The organism is Vibrio sp. SSH13-20, assembly GCF_040104475.1.
Taxonomy (GTDB): domain Bacteria; phylum Pseudomonadota; class Gammaproteobacteria; order Enterobacterales; family Vibrionaceae; genus Vibrio; species Vibrio harveyi.
The window spans coordinates 21,953-44,068 of record NZ_JBECOU010000007.1 but is presented as its reverse complement, the minus strand read 5'-3'; the positions used below and the strand labels follow the sequence as shown (position 1 = coordinate 44,068).

The 22,116-nt window shown below is 45.7% G+C and carries 7 protein-coding genes; 1 reads left to right on the top strand and 6 read right to left on the bottom strand.

Annotation, left to right across the window (positions count from 1 at the left end; translation table 11 throughout):
• The first annotated feature begins 127 nt into the window (after positions 1-127).
• Positions 128-580, top strand: a complete 453-nt coding sequence (azu, locus tag ABMY42_RS19170; RefSeq protein ID WP_005452777.1) for an azurin — start codon at positions 128-130, stop codon at positions 578-580.
• A gap of 111 nt (positions 581-691) precedes the next feature.
• Here the strand turns inward: azu and ABMY42_RS19165 are convergent, their stop codons facing one another.
• From ABMY42_RS19165 to ABMY42_RS19140, 6 genes are all read right to left on the bottom strand, one after another.
• Positions 692-2,758 carry an EAL domain-containing protein gene (locus ABMY42_RS19165; protein ID WP_269986019.1) on the bottom strand — a complete coding sequence of 689 codons (2,067 nt, stop codon included), beginning with the start codon at positions 2,756-2,758 and terminating at the stop codon, positions 692-694.
• 338 nt (positions 2,759-3,096) lie between these two features.
• Complete coding sequence (locus tag ABMY42_RS19160; protein WP_349266653.1) at positions 3,097-5,187, bottom strand: EAL domain-containing protein; 2,091 nt, start codon at positions 5,185-5,187, stop codon at positions 3,097-3,099.
• A gap of 324 nt (positions 5,188-5,511) precedes the next feature.
• Positions 5,512-6,360, bottom strand: a complete 849-nt coding sequence (locus ABMY42_RS19155; protein ID WP_005452782.1) for a mechanosensitive ion channel family protein — start codon at positions 6,358-6,360, stop codon at positions 5,512-5,514.
• Positions 6,361-6,462: 102 nt separating this feature from the next.
• Positions 6,463-7,368: an OmpA family protein gene (locus ABMY42_RS19150; protein ID WP_349266652.1), complete on the bottom strand. Its 906-nt coding sequence runs from the start codon at positions 7,366-7,368 to the stop codon at positions 6,463-6,465.
• A gap of 9 nt (positions 7,369-7,377) precedes the next feature.
• Positions 7,378-10,893 (bottom strand): hypothetical protein, encoded by a 3,516-nt coding sequence (locus ABMY42_RS19145; protein WP_349266651.1) that lies wholly within the window; start codon positions 10,891-10,893, stop codon positions 7,378-7,380.
• A gap of 68 nt (positions 10,894-10,961) precedes the next feature.
• Complete coding sequence (locus tag ABMY42_RS19140; RefSeq protein ID WP_349266650.1) at positions 10,962-22,043, bottom strand: hypothetical protein; 11,082 nt, start codon at positions 22,041-22,043, stop codon at positions 10,962-10,964.
• Positions 22,044-22,116 lie beyond the last annotated feature (73 nt).

Sequence of the window (22,116 nt, the reverse complement as noted above, 5' to 3'; positions counted from 1 at the left end):
AACTTTGCAACAAAACGTCAATATCCGGATTGAAGCACGGTTTCAATTGGAATATTCGATGATAATGAGATGCATTGGATCGGTTTGAATCCAAGTCAGCCCAAAAATAAAATATGGAGAGTGTTATATGTCTTTACGTTTAGTAGCAGCAACCTTTGCACTAGTTGGATTAAGCTTTGGCGCGCAAGCAAGCGCAGAGTGTGAAGTGTCCATCGATGCTAACGATATGATGCAGTTTTCGACCAAAACACTGAGCGTGCCAGCGACGTGTAAAGAAGTGAAACTGACGCTGAACCACACTGGTAAAATGCCTGCGCAATCAATGGGTCATAACGTGGTGATTACTGATACGGCAAACCTTCAAGCAGTGGGTACAGAAGGCATGTCTGCTGGTCTAGAAAACAACTACGTGAAACCAAACGATGACCGTGTTTATGCCTTCACTAAAGTGGTTGGCGGTGGTGAAAGCACTTCTATCACGTTCAGCACTGAGAAGATGACTCCGGGAGGCGATTACTCGTTCTTCTGTTCTTTCCCAGGTCACTGGGCAATCATGCAGGGTAAATTCGAGTTCAAATAATCACGCCTTCATCTAAGTATTCTAGTTTGAGATTCTTAGAGCGACATAAATTGAACCTAAAAGAAAAGGGAAGCTGAGCGCTTCCCTTTTTTGTATCTGCTCACCTCGGCCTTAAAATGCAAAGTGATCGTAATCCAGACTCTCTTCTCGCTGACTGTATTCAAGCTTTACAACATCGTCGAAGGGCATTGGTTGATAGAAATAGAAGCCTTGGATCAGATCGATACCGAGCTCTGCCATAAACTCCAGTTCGCTTTCTGTCTCTATGCCTTCTGCCACCGTAACAGCACCAGTAATTTTTACGAGTTTCGCCGTTAACCTAAACAGCTCACGACCATTTTTGTTGTTGAGATTAAGCACCAACGAACGATCTATTTTCACTTTATCAAAATCGTATTTCGACAAGTAACCAATTGACGAATAACCAGAACCAAAATCGTCCAAGGCAATCCTCACCCCCGCTTCTCGCAGTGTGCTCAACACACGGTGTGTACGATGCTCATCTTGAATCAACATATCTTCAGTAATTTCAAACTCAACTTGCGAGCAAGACAACGCGCTTTCATTAATCATCGTCAATACTTTTTCGGTGAAGTCTGGCACCAAGCAAGTTTCTGGAGATAAATTAATCGAGACCTTAAAGTTTGGTCGATTCGCCAAAGGCGCCACTTCACGCAGTGTGGTCTCAACCACCCATAAATCCAACTCACTCATTAAGCCGACTTTGGCAAAGTCCTCAAGAAACGTTGGAGGCGTGATCTCGCCCGTTTCTGAGCGGTGACGAATCAGTACTTCAAGCGACCGAATCTCCCCTGTGCGAGCATTAACCTGCGGTTGGTAGAACAACACGAACTCGCCATGCTTTTTCAGATCACTGATGCGTTTTTGTGCCGCGAACTTATTGGTAATTTCAGGGAAAAATGCCCCAGCGACTTTGCCATTGTCTAATCCCTCGTAATTGAAAAAATCATCAGAGACTGACTTTGCAAACAACGTATTCGCATTCCCAATCTTGTCCATTTGCTTGAAGAACGGATAGTAAATCAGCACACCGACTAAGATGATGATCAGTTGTAATACCACGCCAGTCCATGTGTAACCAGTCCCGATGTAACCACTGGCGAGCGGCGGAGTCATCCAGCTAACGATCTCGGTAATCGGTGCCACCAACCCCATTGCTGTTGTAATATACGCGATGACTAACCCCACAACAGGTGCGATTAAAAATGGCACAATCATGACTGGGTTAAACATGATGGGTAAGCCATAAATAATGGGCTCGTTAATATTAAACAAGCTCAACACCAGTGCTGTTGCCGCCAAGGCTTTATAACTGCGATTTTTAGTCAGAAACAGCATACACAGCACCAACGAAATGGTGTTCCCTGCACCACCCATTCCTGCATAAAAATCAAAGAAGTTTGTGGTTAAAATTGGCAGTGGTGTGCCCAGCGCTTCGTGGTTTTCTATCGCGACACGAGTTACCTCATAAAGCTCTGACTTGTAAGGGGCAAAAATGATGTGACCATTGATGCCAATCGACCAAAATAGGTTACGCACAAACTCATAAATGATCCCATCAAGCAACGAGTTTGGGTCTAGTTTCGGCAGTAACAGATCTGCAATATCAGCGGCACAGAATGCCTGTCCAAGTGCATAGCCCAACACAGTGTAACCAACCACCAAGACTACGGTCGCCATGATGAGGTTGTATGATTGATCCACCACATTTGGTAAATCAGAACGCATAAACCATCTGCGGTTTTGCATGAAGCGTACAGACCAAGCGACAACTGTCGGAACCAGAATCGCTAATGGGTAGTTACTCGGAACAACAGTACCATCTTGCAATAAGCCCCATTCGTTACAGACGATAAAGTAAATCATCAACGAAGGCGTTATCACGTTTACTCGCGAGACTTTTAGCAAAGAGGAAAGGAACTGCGAGAAGTACACTAGAAGCAAAATGGGAAATAGCTTCCAAATAATGGCGCTTGCTGCCCCAACAGTCATACCAAGTTGTTCATAGCCTGCGATCATCAGTAGGTTGCTCAACAATGTACTGAATGCAGAAATCAATGAAACAGGCAGCAACATCACTAAGACGTTACACAAACCATTAATGTATAAGTTGGAAGAAATTACAGTAAAAAGCCGATTAATGTATCGATTGTTCATTTGGCTCAGTTAATCCATCAAAGTACGACTCAAAGAGCCGCTCAAGAAATTCGCCGCAATTAAATCCATTTAATTTGTTTCGCAATGAGGGAGAGTTTCGACAAACACGTCGAGGACGGTATCATTCGAGTAACAAAGCGTTGATCGTTCAACGTTGCGAATAGTCACTCAACAAGGGTAGCCACAGCCAACTTGTTGTAATCGACCAAACAGAAAGAGCACCTTTTAAGCCCCTCGGTACTCTCTCGTTTGATAGAAACGCGTTGCTTCTAAGGTCAACGTCGTTCGTTAATTCGCCTGCTATTTAAGCAAGGAGGCGCACATTAGCGCCAGCAAGTCTATATTTCCACTCGACTTTGTAATTGTGACGATAGAAATGGTTTTTCTTGCTGTTCACCAAGAATGTCTAATAAAGGCGATGGACGAGCAAAGAAATAACCTTGCACTTTGTCCACGCCGCAGCGTTTAACAAAGTCATATTCCGCTTGCGTCTCCACCCCTTCTGCCACGACTTCACAATGGGTGATGTGACCCAGTTTCGCAACCAACTTGTAGAGATCTTTGCCCTTTTGATTGTTTGCATCCAACAAAAGTGAACGGTCTAGTTTGATCTTGTCGAATGGGTATTTCAGCAGGTGTGGAAACGACGCATAGCCTGTACCAAAATCATCCATTGCAATACGAATACCCTGTGCCTGAAGCGCTTCCATTGTTTTGATCAAAAAAACCTTATTGCTGAGGATCGCTTCTTCTGTGATTTCAATTTCCAACCACTCAGGAGAAATACCGTAATGGGCTAAACGCGAAAGCAAATGCGGCACAAACTCTTCTTGTTCTATCGTCGCCACCGCGATGTTGATGGCAATACGACGATCTTTCGATAAGCGCATTTTCTGCATGTCTGCCAAGACTTTCTCTATCACCAACTTATCTAGCAATGGCATCGAGTTGAGCATCTGAAAATCACTCACAAACGTCGGCGGGCATAACGTGCCATCTTTATCGATGTAACGAAGTAGCGCTTCATAAGAAAACTCACTGACGTTTTTGGTCGACTGGAGCTTTTGATAGAACATCACTAACTCACCTTCACGCAAAATCGTGGTTAAGCGTTTCTGCGCCGTCGACTTACTGATACTGGAGTTGTTCGACGCCTTTACGTTACTTAGCAGTGATTTAAATATCGAGCTTTCGATACCGGTATAAGCCGTATTCGCACGAAACTGTGCTGAGTATTTTCCTGCGTACGCCAAATAAAACGGTCGATAGATGAAGATGCCCAATACAATGATGAAGGCTTGAAGAATCGAACCTTCTATTTGATTCCCCATCGCCATATAGCCACTGAACAAGGGTGGTGTCATCCAGTTCACAATATTCTCTACCGGCGATACCAACCCCGATGAAATGCACAAAAAGGTGATGACAAAGCTCACTAGCGGCACGAGCACAAAAGGAATGATCAAAATCGGGTTGAAGATGATTGGCAAACCAAACAACAAAACCTCGTTGATGTTAAAGATCACCAGAGGCATCGCTGCCAGAGCAAGCATCAAATGATTGCGCTCTTTAGCAAACATCAGCACACAGAAAAGCAAACTGATCGAGTTGCCAGATCCGCCCATCGACATAAATGCGTCGTAAAAGCCTTGGCTAATCACATTCAGTGACGCCTCTCCGGCCTGCCACGCCATTACATTGGCTTCGGTTGCGGCAAAGATCTGCTGCTTAATCGCAAACAACAGGTTGTGTCCATTGATGCCAATCGAGCCAAGTAAACCCAGCACAGTTTGATAGATCAAACCACCTTTGAATGTCAGCGGGTCTACGCCGAGCTCACGAACCATGCCACCTGACAACGCCATAAAGATCGCCGTGAAATGGGACATCACCAACGCGATGAGCACAAATAAGAAAAAGTGCACCACGTGCTTAAGCAGTCGTGATGAAAAGTCGAGGGCTTGGGGTTCTAACAGACGTATCTTGAAAATGCTGCAGTAAACGTACGTCATTGTCGCGCTCAATAACGCCAACAATGGGTTGTTCGGTAACATGTAAGTCTGTGAAAGACTGCCATTCTCTATTGAGATCAAGTAGAACATGATCAACGAATAGATGATGAACACGGCACTCGAAACGTTGGTTTTATGGGAAAGGTAGTAACCCGCCACCACGCAGAATGCACTTGGATATAAGTTGATCAGGATATCTGATACATGAAACAGCAGTTGGGAGAAATCCGCTAAGCCAGTAAAACGGAATACGTGTCCAAAAAAAACTGCCAACGCATTAGACAGAATCAAAGGTAACAGCAGCAATGCGATTGACGCCAAATCCGTTAAATAGGATTTTGACGCTGACTGCCACTGCCCCATCAATGCGAATAGACGTTGAGAAGGCGAAAATTTGATTTTAAAGCCAGTTTGCATGAAGCATCTTAATAGTAATGTTATGAAGAGATTCAGCGGTTTAATAAACAGCCATGCGTGCAACCTTTACCGTTAAGTCGTAGAGCCCGTGGGGAGCCAACCATTACGGTACGGACTATCTGAGTAGTCTTAATTGATGTTTTTATTGTGTATTTTTAGCAACAAGCGGAAGTTGTCTGAGGACAGATTGCGGGCGTAATTTAACGATTATATGCGCCTCGATCCATTAAGATATTTTGTCGTAACGACAAATGAACAATAAAAATAACCCTCAGCTTTGATTGATGAGGGTTAACATTGAGGTGATGATTATTGAGCGAGAACTCAGTGTTCCGGATTCATCGGGAATCGTTGCTCATACAGCTCCATAAAGTCTTTGCGAATCAGGTGTTCTAAGTGGTTGGCTTTGTCCGTTGGACAGAAAATCATGATATGTACGATTTGCTCACCATTGATGTTGCTTGAGATATGGATATGCGGCTCTGCACCCGGAAGATCGACACCGGCGTGTTTTTCAATCATCGCGTTGTAGCGATGCGCGACATCAGCAAAGTAACTGCAATGTTCGTCAATCTTATCGGTCAGTAATGGCAAAATTGGGTATAGGTTGACGAAGTCTTTCACCACAACAGAAAAGTCATGGTAAACGTAACGCTTCATAAAGTTGAGGTTCTTCACTGGGTAGGTGAAAAACATGCTGTTAGGCAACGTCGCGGTTTTTCCTGTGAAGTGGTATTGCCCATGATGCAGGTCGATTTCTTGAATCACTGTCGCCATCATGTTGTGCTCAATCACTTCGCCACATAGCTTACCGACTTCAATCCAGTCACCAATGCGAAATGAACGAGAACTGGCTCGTTGAATCGAACCAGTAAAACAAAGAATAATCTCTTTAGATGCGACAACAATCGCTACTGCAATCGCGGTAACGCTTAGGGCGAACTCGCTGATTTCTGATTGCCATAAGATGAACAACAGGATCAGCGTAAGAGCGAACGTACCGTTTTTGGTTCTCGACATCCAACTGCGTTGTTCTTCCGTAATGAAGGCATCGTCGCCACGAATTCGAGACAGAATCAAACGACGCAGAACAATGATGAACAGCAGGATTAATGCGGAAAATAAAATTTTGTGAGTGAGAAGAAAATCGACGACTAACTGCACTTTCTCCATTACCCGACTCCCTGTTTGGTTTGGATAGGTTGACCTTTGTATGCTAACTACCGCTATGAAAACAGGTAGGTAGCTAGCTTGCGAGAGGACAACCTTACCAAATTATTCCGTCGGTTGCCCCAGTTCGCTCTCTTTAAATACGATAAACGCACGGCGGTTTAAAGCATTGGCTTCTGGAGATTCTTCGTTGATCACAGGTTGAAGCTCACCAAAGGCTTTTACCTCCCACACAAACTGCAATGGATCGAGTTTCGTCTTGAGATACGCCACTACGGTTTGCGCTCTTCGCTCCGCCAGTTGTTCATTATAAGAGAGCGAGCCCACTTGGTCGGTATGACCAGCCACCATAATGCTACCTTCTAAACCTTGCAGTTTGGCGATGAAGTCATCTAATTGTGAAAGGTCTTCCGGTTTTAATTCCGACTTATCGAAATCAAAGTGTGGTGTCATCGCCATGTAGATCTTGCGTTCTGGTTTTGGCGGCTCACAGAAAGGCATCTCTTCGTATTTCTTCGCCTCTTCAAACATAACGTAAGCACGACGGTTTTCGGCGCGAGCTTGATCCGATTTACCCAACGCTAGCGGCTGCGACTCACCAAAGTGCTTCACTTCCCAATCGTATTGCTCTGGGTTGAGTTGTTGCTGAAGATACGCTTCTACCGATTCAGCACGGCGCATAGACAGCTTCTCATTGTACTCATCAGAGCCTTTAAAGTCGGTATGACCAACAATCGTGATGCGCCCACTCAAGCCTTGAATATCATGGATGAACGCATCTAGACTTGCCGCATCGGCTTCACGAATGGTGGACTTATCGAAATCGAAATGTTCGGCAACCGCGATATGAATTTCGCGCTGCGGCGCCAAACATTCACTGATCAGAAATTTGGAGACATTCACGTCCGCAAACTTTTCTCGGTTCTCTTGGCTTACATACGCATCCGCCGAACAACCTGCCAATATTGCCCCTGCGATCATGCCACTTAACAAACGAATCGTCGTTTTCATATCGCCCTCTTATAGCTTACCAACTAGGTTAATGAACACGCCTGATGCGTCGTAATCGTCATCATTCGCTAGGTTGCCATCAAAGCCCGAGAAGTTGTAACCCACGCCGACTTTGAAGTTATCACTCAAATGTTTGTTAACGGAAACCAATGCGCCCTGCTCTAGCTCATCGTAGGTGCTGTCCGTCTTCCAATGGTACTCGCCGGTAACATCCCAATCTTTCATGACACGATAAGATGCACTCAAGCCGTACAATGAAATTTTGCTATCGACAGGAATGTCTTCGCCTGACTGACGAGTGAAAATTTCATGTTTGTCCTTATAAGCGTATTTCGCGCCTAAATCCCAGTTTGCATCCAACGAATAGATACCTTCAATTTCGATGATATGGCTCTCTTCATCTTTGTAATCTACATCGCGGTTGAGCTGGTCGAAATCCACCAAATAGGTGTAGCGAGATAACAAGTTCAAACGGTCGTTGTAGATTGGGCGATACGCCAGTCCTGCCGTCGACTCAATAAAGCGAGCCAATACTTTATCGCTCGACTTACTCTCAGAGCGCGAGTAGTTGAACTTGCCAAATAAGGTGTACTCTTCCGTCAGATGATGCGTGTAACGGTTAGTCGTCACCCATTGGTCGATACGTTTCTTATCTGGGTCTGCGGAATCATCGGTCTTGTCGACACGGTACTCCACTTTGTTCTTGAACAGCACGTCATCGATATCAATCGAAGTGCTCACACTCACCGCTTGGCGCTCTGTGGTGATCTTCTGATCGTCTTCAATTTCGCCTTTTTGGTAGCCGATGCCCATGTCGATGTCGTCGTTCATGTCGTAACCAAAGCCAAACGAGTCAATACGACCTTTGCCGTTGTTTTCATCAACAAATTGGTTTTCTTGGTAGAAATCAACCGTAGAAGTTAGGTCTGCACGCTGACCAACAATCACATTGTTTTTGCCTTCGTATGTGTCATCTACATAGGTTAAATACGTACTGTAATCTTCGGTTACGTCATACGTCACACTCGCTTCTGCGGCATCGCCACGATCGCCAGTGGTGTATTCTGCACCTACCACAAAGTCTTCTAGAATCCGGGTTTCACCACCCAGAGTGACGCTGTCGTTCTCGTCGTATTCATCCGTTTGACCTACGGTTTTCTGACCTTTGATATAAACGTTGTTATCGCTATCCCAGATGTAGTCAGCACGCAGACCCGCTAAGGTGCCTTTGCCTTTTTCATCTTGGTTGTTTAGCTCTTCAACTTGTTTACCCGCCGCCGAGATCTTGATGTGTTTGGTGACCTTAACTTGAGTTTCCAATTCCGCTTGTTGGGTATCGGTGCGTAAATCACCGTCTGATTCACGTTCTTCAACCGAGGTAAAGCGCGTCTTTACTGCAACTCGGTCAGTGGCTTGGAAACGAATTTCGGTACCGTATGACTCTTGCTCTAAGTCGTCATCTTGACTGGCAAAACTGTAGCCTGCATCTTTGGATTTATACCAAGCTTTGACGTCGTTACCCACTGCAGAAAAGACGTTCGGAGCGAGATCGTATAGGTTCATCACCCCTTTCACTTGGTAGATATCACCTTCGCGATCTTCTGCGTTATTGCCAATTGGGGTGAAAGTTAAACCTCCGTCTAAAGAGACGTAGTTAGAATCAGTTTGTCGACCTTTACTGTGCCCGAATTCGGCTTTTAAATAGGTGCCTTCTGAAGCACGCAAGGTTAAGTCTGTGCCGTATGCTTCGTAGTCTTGATTGTCTTTTTCTTCGGTTTGGTAGTTTGCCCCGATGCCGATGTAATCGTTCACCCAACCTTTCACGCGACCACCAGCAGTCATAGAATCTATCGCATCAGTGCCTTGAGGCACGTACTCATAATCCACCGCAAGATAGTTGTCGTAGCCAGAAGAAGGCTGGTCGTTGATAACCGAACCAAAGTTGTCAGAAATGATGTTGTTTAGTGGTCTGGTTAGAATGATGCGACCTTGATACGGGTCGATTTCATAGTCTCGTCCCGATTGCAGTGGCATTTCCTGAACCGTAATGCTGCTGTCAGGGTCAACAACTTTCACCATCACCTTGTCGCTGCCCGGAACCACTTCACCATGACGCAAGAAGTACAACGAACCACCAGTGCCTAAGAATTCATCGTGAGCAAAGAGCGAGTCCGATTCAGCCGCAAAACCAACGATGTTCAGGCGATCTTCACCAAACTTGGTGGTTGAGCGAGTACGGTAATCACCTTTGAAACCATATAAGCTACGGTTGTAATCGTTGTTGTCTGTACCCGTAATTCCTGTGTTGTAGTTACCCCACAACACATTGGATTTATCGTATTCGACGTTGAGATAAACCTTACCTTTGGTGTTGACCACTTTGTAGATGTTCGAACTGTCACCGTAGTTGCCGTAATACATCTCATCGTCGTCTTCTAGAATGTCGAATACACTGGATGAATCAGAGGCAAACGGGTGCTTAAACATGTCTCGAACGTCACTCTCTTTGGTATCAAAGTGAGTAGTAATTCTGAGTTTGTCACCAAACTTACCCTGTCCAAAGTACGCTAAGCGTCCTTGGTTGTAGATGTCATCTTGGTATTGGTCGTCGACGGCCAATGCCGCTGAGTTACCGGTGACCTTGTTTTTACCAATGTAGAAGTCAGCAAGACCCGCTTGTACCCAATACTCATCTGGAATACGCACATAAAGCTGATAACGGCGCTCTTCACCATTGTCGAACACCACGCGAGTTGGGAATAAATAAGCGTCTGCTGGTAGGTATTGCTCTGCGTATAGCTCACCTTCTTCCACATCGAACTCGTCTTCGCCAATCACAACTTTGTCGACACCTTTTAACCCTGTACCCATGAATCTTGCCAGACCCGCAGAGGTTGGAATGTTGTGACGCATCAACTGAGCCTTACCTAGCTTGCGGCTTTGCTCTTCTTCACCGTCGTTCTTATCGATATCGACTTCAGAATCTGGCTCGACAAGGTCAATCACACCAACCGTCGTCACGTCCATATTACCGTCTTTATCGAAGGCTTTTAAACGGAACAACAGTTGCGTGTTCGATTCAAATTGGTAGTCTTGCGTGGTAGCGCCGTCCCAAACAATGTTGAAGTCATTAGCAAATTGCTGTCCTTCTACCACGGCTAATGGGTTCACTAAACCGCGGTCTCCACCCCGAAACACCTCAAGTTGGTAATGATCGACGTAGTAGCTAAAGTTGGTTGTGATAGCGAAGCTCATTTCTTGCAATGGCTTGCCATCTTTCACTTCAACATCACTGCTAATGCTCAGGTCAAGAACTGGGTCAAATCGCATGATGTCGCGGCTTACCCAAATCGCACCTTGGTCGAGATAGATACGTGAGTTATCCGTTTGTTCGTGAGCTTTTACTTCAATACCCAGAGAGTCACTGTCAAGTTTTTCCAATTGGCTGGTGTCTTTCGCGTAGGAAAGTATCGGCAAACCAGCCGCGATGCACATTGTCAGTTTTGATGGTCTCAATCTAATCATAATAATCCTGCTTAACCGTTTGAATTGTCGGCTGGGACGCACCCAGCCAGCGTCTGTTCTTCGAACGGTTAATCATCCCCACTGCTTTGAATACTGAAGTTAAATTTCGTCAGCTTGTTTGGTGTAATTCGGCGTACTTTCGGGTTCTCACTGATCACCTTCATGCCTGTTGGTAGCGAGTCTGTGTCAACTTTGACCAAAAACTGCTTACCTTTCTTATTCAACACCCACTGATCTGGAACGTGGTATCGACCATATTGGTCTGTCTCGATAATGATGCCTTCGACGGTCAGTAATCGAACGCCTGGAATGCCATCTTCGTATAGCCCTTTGTTCTCTACGATGATTTCCCATAAATACGCATCACCATCTCGGTAGAGGTTTCTCACTACATCAATGTTCTCTGCTGACAGACCTTTTTTCTTGTCTCCTTTGTGCTTGGTAATCGCATTACCTTGCTTGTCGAACTCGATATGCGTGCCGTTATCCGTGGTCACCTTGAATGGGAAGCCTTGGCGAGTTCGAGTCTTGAATTGGAATGCCACTTTGTTGCTGTGCTCAAGCGTTCGATTGCGTGACAAGCCGTATAACTCATCCACTTCGTAGCCTTTGTCGATGCTCGACATCAGCACACCTTGACCTTGTTGCGTGACTTGAACGTCTTTAAGCTGCGTTTCAACACCATCTTGCGTAATGAAGGTTGAACCGGGAATGTAGTCACCTGCGGTTAAATCGACATCGATATAAATATCATCCGCTGTCGCATCTGCTTGGAAGCCGTCACCATTGTGATCCTCAAACACCTTGCCGATGATCGAAGCGGTGTCGAATACCTTATCTGGCATCACTTCCACCGTTGCACTGGCTAGATTAGATTTCACCACATAGCTTGTGGTCGCGCTCTGAGCAGAGAAGCTCTCTGCTGGTGGCGCTTCTGCCCATGCAGTGTTGGTATAGACACCAAAGGTGGCACCGACACTGACCCGCATTAGGTAACGAATACGAACAGAATCAGCCGTTTTAGAATCGCCTTTGCCGTAAATATTCATGTCACCAACGTCAAAGATCAGCTGATTGGTTTTGGTCGGGTCCACTGAAATTTGAATATCATCTGAAGTGTCAAATACACCATCAGGACCGCTATTCACCATCTCAGTAGAATCTGGGATATAAGCAAAGCCACCTGGGTAACGGTCCACCAAACGCACACCCGTGAATGGGTTTTCTTTATCTTCGTTAGTGATGGTTACTTCGTACTCCACCACTTCACCTACACTCGCTTCTGACTTACTCGCAACCTTAGTTACGGTCAGCATGCCTTCGTTGTAAGCTTGTTTCTTCACTTTGATAGTGACATTGGCGGTCGCAACTTCGCCCGTCGGCGCGGTCGCAGTGAAAACGTTGGTGAAGTTGTCATCAATACCCTGATTGATCTCGCCTGCCACCACAATTTGATACTCGTTACCTTGGTAGGCTTTCATAGTGTGGTTTGAGTCAACATTATTATCTGAGTCAACCGATACCACAGCACCAGATTTAAGCTCGGTGATGGTCGCCGTCCACGAGGTAAATAACGCATTTCCATTGCTGCCAATCAACTTATCGATTTCATCCAACAAGTTAACGTTGTCAGCATCAGCAGAACCACGGTTGGTTGCCGTCATGGTAAAGGTGATTTCATCGTCGTCATTGGTGTATTCGGTTTTATCCGCAACCTTGGTGACGGCTAGGATGATCGGCTGTGGCTTAATCGTAACGAAATCGTCAGCAAGCACATCACTCTCTGTTTTATCGTACGCATACGCATGGTTGGTAATTTCCCCCATGGCATCCACGTTCACGACACCTGTGATTTCGATTTCCAGTTTGTCGTTTGGAGCAAGCACTACACGACTATTGATATCCACGTTATCACCTTGGATTTTTGGCAACACGATGGTTCGAGCATCACTGTATGAACTCGTCATTCTCCAACTGGTGAATGCAGCGGCTTCGGTGTCATGAATCGTATTCACCTTCAATTCAGAGAGCAGGTCTTTAAGTACAATCTCTTCGGTGAATGAGCCAGATTCGTTACTCAGCACGACATGGTAAGTTGCATTTTCGCCCGGACGGTAATATTCCTCGTCAACGGTTTTCTCAAGCTTGACGGACTCTGGCATCGATAGCAGCGTTGCACTCGCTTCTTGAGTATCACCGCGGAATGTGGCACTTGCGGTGTTTTCAATCTCACCCGTCGCATATTGATTAACAAGCCCTGTGACCACAAACTCAACTTCATCATTCGCAGCAATCGTCAGCATTGAGTCAATGTCTGCGTTCACTCCCGGAATGTTAGTGATGTCTGTTTCTGGATTGCTCTTATTCACATCAATACGCCAAGAGTCGAAGGCTTTAACGGTGGTGCCATCAAGGCGCACTACGTCAAGATCGCTGATGGCATCTTTCACCTCAACGTCTGTTGCTGGCACCGTACCTTCGTTCTTCACTTTGACACGGAAAGTCGCTTCTTTACCCGGAATGTAGTACTCACTGTCGGTGGTCTTCTCGATAGAAATGCCCTGAGACTGCGGTTGAATCGTCGCGCTCGATTGCTGCGTGGTGCCATTCAAATCCGCAGTGGCAATGTTGGTAATGTCACTTGCTGCCAACGGATTCGTTTTCGCGGTAATCGTGAATTCAACGATGTCATGTGGCGCGATATCAATAACCGAACGAATGTCTCGATCATCTACCGGCATTGGCGTAATCGTCGTACGAGTGTCTTTGCTAGTGGTTTTAATTGTCCAACTGATAAACGCGCGATCACTGACACCATTCACGTTAGTCGTTCTGATACCCGACAGAATGTCATCGAGTTTGATGTCGTTATCAAAGCCATCGGTACCGTTGTATACGCGAACGTGGAATACCGCGTCCTCACCCGGAATGTAGATAGGTGATTCCACCGTTTTCTCTATCCATACTTCCTCAGGTAAGGTTTCCAAAGTTGCCGTAGCATCAATCGTTGCACCGCCAAACTCTGCTGTGGCAGTGTTTACAACGTTTGCGACCGCACTGACATTGACCGTACCCGTAATGGCAAACTCCACCGTATCACCTGGCGCAATATCAATATTGGTAGAGATATCATCATTTGGTCCTGGGACCTTCTCGATATTGGTGCGAGGGTCGCCCTTCGTAGTCACGATTGTCCAGTCTTTGAATGCTGGTGCCATAGCGCCGCCCGATGTCTCCACTTCAAGAGCAGAAATGAAGTCTTCCACTTTGACATCTGACGCAAAGCCTGAACCGTTGTTGGTCACTTTGACGCGGAAAGTAGAGAACTCACCCGGCTGGTAGTAACGCTCATCAGTGGTTTTCTCCAGAACGATGTCACCCGGGCGAGGTTTCAGCGTCGCAGTCGCAGTAAAGTCTTTGCTGTTATGGTTCAAGGTCGCTTGGTTAACGATATCTCCTGTAGCCTCAGCATTGACGAGACCAATCACGTACAGTGTGATGGTGTCATTTGGCGCAAGGTCGATGTTGTAGTCAATGTCCTTGTCCACGACTAGAGAGTTTGCATCCACCGTTGTTAATGAACTGCCCGAGACGTATTGCACTGCCCATTGCAAGAAGGCTTGATTGGTCGAACCATCTACCGTCGTTACTGTCAATGCGCCAATCTCATCTTTCAGGTTGATGTCATTGGCGTAGCTATTATCTTGGTTAACGATCTTCAAGATGTAGCCAGCTGCTTGGTTCGGACTATAGAACTCAACCATCGGTTCTTTTGTGAAGGTTAAATCTGGGATTTTTGCTGTACTGGTCGCGTCAGCAGTCTTGGTCGTGCCGTTATAAGTCACTTCGACCTTGTTAGTGACATCCCCGACAACTTCCGGATCTAGCTCCCCTTCTACGGTCAGAGTCACAACGTCATTTGGACCAATATCCAAACTACCGTCCAAGAACTCCCCTGTCGCTGATGGGAACTTTGTATCACCAGTTTGCGAAGCTGCATTAAAGAAGATAGTGCCAGACTCAAACGCTTTCACCGTTGCACCAGTAATGTTGGTAGAGGTGATGTCGTTTACAAGGTCTTTAACTTGAACGTCATTCGCCCAGTTCGCGGTCGTGTTTTCAATTTTGATTGTATAAGTCAGTGTATCGCCAGATTCATACTGGTTCTTATCAACCGTTTTATCGACAGAAAGATCTGCCGTCGCAGCAACATAAGTTGCTTCAGCTGTTTGGGAGCCGCTTGAATCACTCACTTCCACCAGGTTAGTAATGTCGCCAACAAGGTCCGCTTTTACGACACCTTCAACATGCAATTGAACCGTATGGTCAGGGTGAATGTTGTAACGAACTTGATAGCCTTCGCCTTTATCGCCTGTAATCTCCGAGCCAGCAATCTGTTGCGTCAGATTTGGGGTAGTGCCCACAACATTGATTGAGGTAGCAGACCAAGCATCAAACGCGCGCACTGGTAATGTAGAGCCCGCTTTATCGGCGCGAATATTTTTCCAAAGATCAGCGATCAGGACATTCGTTGCGTAACCATCACCGGTATTTTTGACTTCGATGTCATAACCAATGGTGTCACCAGGGTGGTAGATAGCCGGCGTAGTCGACGTGACTTTCGTTACTGTCAAGCTGCCCGGTTCTGGGACAATCACCTTCTCTTTTAGGTTATAAGTGAAAAAGGTCGACCCCGAGTTCAACTTACCTTGTAGTTGGTTGGTAAACTCACCAACTGCGTCATCACGAACATGCCCTACAACCTCAATTAAAATCTCAGTGTAAGTATCGTCAGTCGCTTTACCGCCCATTTGTACTGTGACATCAATGTCGCTATTCGCGGCAATGCTATTGAGGTTAGTAATATCCGTATATGACGGGTTGCCATCAGAAATCACACGAGCGCTGACTGTCCAATCTTTTAATGCTACCTGCTCTGAACCGTCAGCCACTTTTACCTTATAACTGCTAATAGCATCTCGAATATCAATCTTCTCGTTATTCGATGTTTGGTTTCGAATACGCATTTGATAACGAACTTCTGAACCAGGCGTGTAGGTCGGTGTATCTGTAGATTTTTGCGCGATTAGGCTCGACGTGCCTGGGTCAAGAACAACGGGATTACTATCGTCACCATTCACCTTGGCGATGTTAGTGATAGTGCCTGTTGCGTCTGCAGCTACCGTACCATCAACTTCGAATACCACGGTATCTCCCGGCATCAAATCAAATGCCGCATTAAGTGGCACTGTGCCTTGATAATCACCAGTGATAGAGAATCTATCCGCATCTGGAGCACTGATAATGGCAACACTGTAATCTTGGAATGCTGGCTTGCCATCGGATGTGTTAATTGTGTTCAGTTCATCCACGATTGTGGCATCGTTAGCAATACTCTCACCGGTATTAGTAACACTGACTTGGTATTGCACTTGACCATTCGGGTTGTAATGACACCCAGAGCCCGAGGTCGATGGGAAGGTACAAGTGCTGCTGTCAGCCGTTGTACTCAGTACCGACTTTTCAAAGCTCAATACAGGAGCCACTGGTGGAATCACATCTGTGGTATCGCTTTGATTGCCTGCTCGCCCGGTGTTGCCATCAATGTCTCCTAACGCGTCAGGACGAACTTTTCCTTTCACCGTAAACTCTATGACTTCTTCGGGAGCGATATCAACTAACAGGTCCAAGTTATCGGATGCATCATAAGTTTCAATGAAGGTATCCTGCGTTCCCGAGGTACCTGTAGAGGTAAAGATATGAGAGATTGATGTCTCTGAGAATGCCGACTTCGTGGTTCCACCTACGACTTCAACACGAACGCCAGACACGATGTCTTGGATTATCGTCTGGTCACGCCAAACAGGCTCTGTATTAGTAACAGTAAACTTGTAAATCACCTCATCGTTAGGCTTGTAAGTATCGCCCGATGTGTAAGATTTACCTGCAATAGACACAATTTCTTTGCTCACGGCAAGGTTGCTGCCTTCCGGAGTAACCGTCGCTGCACTGAAGTTAGAGCCATTGTATTTCGGCTTCACTACGATTTGATCAAGTGCGTCTTGACGAATTTGCGACTCCATAACAAAGTCAATCCAACCACCTGGAGCAATAGACAGCTTGGCGATATCAATATCGACATCAGCACCGCCTACATACCCATCGATCAGCGTCGTTGCTTCTCCAGAAGTCGTTGCCTTCACAGTCCAACCATATTGATCGAATGCTGGTAGCGTCTGTGAGTCTGCTTCACCATCCGCATTCTGTGCAGTACGAACTTTGACTTTCGAGAAAAACTCTTCGAGAGATTTGTTGTACTCCAGACCTTTACCCTTGTTCTCGATACGCAAGTGGTAAACGATCTTCTCGCTACTCGTTGTGTGATTGTAAGTGGTTTTATGCGTAGCAAACGTTGTATCCGTATACGCTTTATGCGTTTTAGAGATATTTGCTGGCAGCATGTTCACTGGCTCTGATGGCAAGTTATGGCTGTTATCAACGACGGCTACGTTGAGAATTTGCCCTACGGCTTGCTCACTAATCTTCGCCTTAATGGTGTACTTAACAAACGTACCGCCGGTTACAAACTCATTTGCCGCGAGGTTGAAGTTAGTATTGATGTCCGTGTTGTTACTGACTTTACCCGCATCACTGATCGTACTCGCGTCCACACTCGGAGTAATCGTCCATGAGTCAAACGCACGACCTTTCACACCGCCAAAGTAATCCGTTTGAATTTTGCTGATTTCATCTTTGATTGGCATCTGATTGATGTGAACGTTGTTTAAGTTCTTCAATAAGATTTCGTATTCGATGTAACCACCAGGCGTGTATCCACCTGTCAATTCGGTGGTGCCATCTTGGTCATAGAGTTTTACGACGTGTTTAGAGAAATCGTATTTCTCGGCAGATGCCTTAGTCTCTGCACTCACGGTATCGCCGTCGACGGTCAATAGGTTTAGGATCTTACCCACCGCATTTTTATTGACGGTTGCAGTAACTACATACTCAATCTTTGTACCCGTCGGGATGGAGGCATGGGTATTGATGTCTTTGTTATTCGCGATACTGCTATCTAAATCGAGGATCGCTTTATCACTGCCACTCACAATACGTGGCGCTACCGTCCAACCAGAATCAAAGGCTTTTTCATTTTTACCATCGACGAGATCAACCGTGATACCCGACAATTCATCAATCACTGGGATGTTATAGGCGTTACCTTTACCATCGTTTTCAATGGTTAATCGGTAAACCAATGGCTTCCCTGGCTCATAACTGGATTGATCGACCGTTTTACTAAATGAAAGATGGTAGCCATTTGGAACAACTGTGATACCACCGATAGTAATCGTGCCTACGGCGTCCTCACGAACAACACCTTCCACTTCAAAAGTCACCGAATCACCACCAGCCACATCAATCGTTGTATCGATGTTCTGGTTATCTGCAACGGTGCCATCCAAAGTACCATCAGTGGTTCCTTTACCACCTTTGCTATCTTGCTTACTTACATCAACGGTATAGCCAGACGCATATGGCGTATCTTTGCTACCATCAAGTAGCTGAGTCTTAACACTATCAATATCTTCTTGAACTGGATGATCATTCACATAGCCCGTTTGAGAAGAAACGGTCACTTGATAGGTTAAAGTATCACCCGGCGAGTAGAAGTTTGATTCTTTACCGTTAACCAGCAGCTTTCTGACCACGTCACCGCCATTGTAAGCGCGCTCCATTTCGTGGTGAGAAACGTGTGAATCTTCGTCGTTGCCGACATAACGATACACGTAGGCATCATTTTCGATCTTGTTGTTGAGAGTGGTTCCATCCAGTGAGCCAACAACGTTATCTTTGACGCGTGCTTTGATCTGAAAAGTTCGAATCTCTCCAGGGTCTAGGCTCATTGTCGCGCCTTTACCACCCGGTGGGTAGATAAAATCATCGTTAGTGGCAGGCTCGAAATCTGAACCAGTCTTAAACTGCCAGTATTCAAACGGGTTTTGGTCAGGAAAATCTTGGAACTGATTGTCTTTGTCGTTCGCTAGAACTGACTTGATATCATTCAGATAGTCATAGACTTTGAGTCCATGTTCTGTAGTTGAACCATTGTTTTTGACACGGATTTCATAAGTCACGTCTTCACCAGGAATAAAGCGAACTTTATCGGCTGTTTTAAGAATCGAAACGTTTAATGAATCCCCAGATACATGACCGATTTCAGCAGAAGAAGACTGATTCAAATTGGTCGAAGGATCGTAGGTTTCAGCCGTGTTAGAGATTTCACTCTCCTTGTAGTCGTTCTTAACGACACCAGTTACAACGAATGTTACAGAGCCATCAACTCCACTTACATTGGGGTCAATATCGACTCGGGCATCAAGATTTTCATCCGTTTGGTAACCACTTGAGTCCCCTGCATAGCTGCCTGTTTTATAAGGCGAATTGTTTGAGTCAGTTTCAGAGGTGTAACTCCAGGTAGAGAAGGCATTAAGAGCTTTGATATCATCAAATACACGAACTTCGTCTGCATAACCAAGCCCTCTGTTTCTTACCGTTATTTTGAAAGATACCTCTTTTCCTGGAATAAAATCATCATCTGGAGTTGTCTTCACAACAATGATTTTTGGATCATGTGGGTACACGGTAACCGTATCAGCCACAGAAGATTGAATGCCTGAATCTGGCGTTTTGACATCCGCAGTGTTGTTAAAGCGAGTAAAGAGGATTTCATCAGGCGTATCACGATCGATTTGAGCCACAATGGTGTATAGCACTTCCACGTTCGGTGGAATCTGCACTTTGGTATTTAAGTCCGTGTTGTCAGCGAACGTACCAACATCGGTATATGTAGCGTTTCCATCTAGGCGAGGGTCATCCGAAATAATCTCTGCACTAATTTGCCAAGACTTAAACACTGGTTTCGTCATGCCATCTGGCTCAAGGACGCCAGCTTTAATCGTCGACAATAGATCTTTTACTTCAACGTCAGTCGCGTAGCCATTCTCTTTCGCGTTCTTTAGACTGATTTGGTACGTCACTTCGTTGTCTAATTTTGAGTAAGCCGTCTGCTCACCATGGAAGCTTGAATCTGTGTTTGTTTTTACTTGCTTGTTTAACTGAATAACAAAGTCACGCGGGTCAGAGCCACGGTCGGCATAAACCGAGCCATCCACAGTCACTTGGTTAGAGATATGTCCATTTGCGAGCGGATTGGTTTCAGCAACAATGGTGTATTCAATGTAAGAGTGAGGCTGAAGCGTCGCAATCACATTTAGGTTATCCGGGTACTTCACCTCACCAGCAATGCCGGTGTCACTTGCGGTTGCAGAACTTCCGTCATCTTTGAAAGCCTGTGCGGTAATGGTCCAGCCCGTATACGCGGCGATCTCACTACCATAAATATCTTGAGTTTTGACTGACTTAAGGTCATCCAAAACCTGAACTTGGTTAGCGAAACCATCACCATCATTGGTTACTGTGATGGTGTAAGTCAGAGCCTGACCGGAAGAGTAGAAACGACTGTCGACATCTTTGCTCGCACGTAAATTATCGTCCGGCGTTTGTACACCAGATCCTTCTTCCGTCACGTTATCATTGGCACAGCTTGCACTGTCATCCAAAATAAGACCGGTACTCGTATCACTCGTTTTTGCCGTTAGCTTGTATTTGATCGTTTTGCCCGGCGCGATATCCGGTGTCAGTGAAAGCGGGCTTGACGTCCAAGTACCATAACTAAACGAACCAGGGTCCGAACCAATGGAATCCTCACCTGAAATAACATCCACTTTCCACTTTTCAAAAGCTTGACCATCGCCCGCGCCGCCTGCTTGTTCAGTCACCACACAAGTCAGGTTATCTTGCACCAAAAGGTTATTGGCAAAATACTTGGAAGAGCCATTGGTAACCGTGATTTCGTATTCAATCTCACCACCTGGCACATACTCTGACGCCGAGGTCGTTTTGGTAATTGAAATGTCGGAATCCGCAACACTCAGTACTTTCTCTGCATTTACCGTGTCTGAAATACTTGAACTCTTAACTAGGGTGTCAGCTTGATCCGTCACTGACGCAGTGAAACCTTGCAGAGCGCCAATGGTAACAGGGGTTAACGTTGCTTTAACTTGGTAGGTAATCGACTCTCCTGGATAAATCGAAACGATATCATTGAAGTCAACGTTCGTTTGCGTACTGCCCGCATAAGATGAATCTGACTTTCCACCAATGTTTGATACCGTGATGTCCCAAGTATCAAAAGGATTTCCGTCCACATCCGTATTGTTGTAGGAAGAAGTACGATCATTAGCTAGACCATTTGGGCTAACCAAATCTTTAATATTCTGTTTTACATGATAATTGTGAGCAATCGCTCCGCCGTTGTTGGTGACTTTGATTTGAAAATCAACCTCACCGTTAATTAAGTAAGGAGATGTCGACTGTAAAGTATGCGCCAGAGCGATATCTGGATCTGCCGGAGGCGTTGTAAGTTCACTACTGTTAACAGTGCCAGCACGAGTCGTTGATGTCGCTTTGGTGACAATGTCGCCAACAAGGTCATCAACAACGGTCGCTTTGATGGTGTAGGTGACGTGACCACCAACAGAGAGCTCAGCGTCTTTAACCGACAAATCACCAGAAGTAGCAAAAGTACCCGTTTTGCTGCCGGACGAGGCTTTAGCACTGATATGAACATCACTGAAAGCTGCACCTGTTGAGCCATCTTGTTTTTGAGCCGTCAGCGTCTCGAACGCTTGCTCGATATCTAAGCCTTTAACGGTAACAGAGCCTCTGTTGGTCGCAATCAGCTTATAAGTTAGCTTACTCCCCACTTGGTATTGAGCCGGCTGAACGGAAGCTTCTAACGTGTAGTCGTAATCCGCAGGAGTAAACGTAATCGTTGATGTATTGGTAAACGTCGTTTCTGTGCCGGAAACGGTACCTTTTACCTCGGTGTTGCCTAAGACAATATCCTCAGCGGCGTCATCCGCAATGGTCGCTTCAATTTGGTAAGTAACCCGTCCAAAAGGGAGTAGGCTAGCCCCATTCACATCGAGGTTACTGTTACTTGCGGTGTAAGTGCCTGGGCTCGAACCTAATGTATGAGAATCAGAGATTGTTAAGCGGCTAAATGCTTTATTCGAACCAGACATGACTTCCCATATCTTATTCGTTACAGCAACATTACCAATAGTATTCGCTGTTGTATTTTTCACATCAATGGAA

Coding starts and splice junctions, on each gene's coding strand:
- azu (WP_005452777.1), top strand. CDS start 128: ATGTCTTTACGTTTAGTAGCAGCAACCTTTGCACTAGTTGGATTAAGC.
- ABMY42_RS19165 (WP_269986019.1), bottom strand. CDS start 2,758: ATGAACAATCGATACATTAATCGGCTTTTTACTGTAATTTCTTCCAAC.
- ABMY42_RS19160 (WP_349266653.1), bottom strand. CDS start 5,187: ATGCAAACTGGCTTTAAAATCAAATTTTCGCCTTCTCAACGTCTATTC.
- ABMY42_RS19155 (WP_005452782.1), bottom strand. CDS start 6,360: ATGGAGAAAGTGCAGTTAGTCGTCGATTTTCTTCTCACTCACAAAATT.
- ABMY42_RS19150 (WP_349266652.1), bottom strand. CDS start 7,368: ATGAAAACGACGATTCGTTTGTTAAGTGGCATGATCGCAGGGGCAATA.
- ABMY42_RS19145 (WP_349266651.1), bottom strand. CDS start 10,893: ATGATTAGATTGAGACCATCAAAACTGACAATGTGCATCGCGGCTGGT.
- ABMY42_RS19140 (WP_349266650.1), bottom strand. CDS start 22,043: ATGTCTGGTTCGAATAAAGCATTTAGCCGCTTAACAATCTCTGATTCT.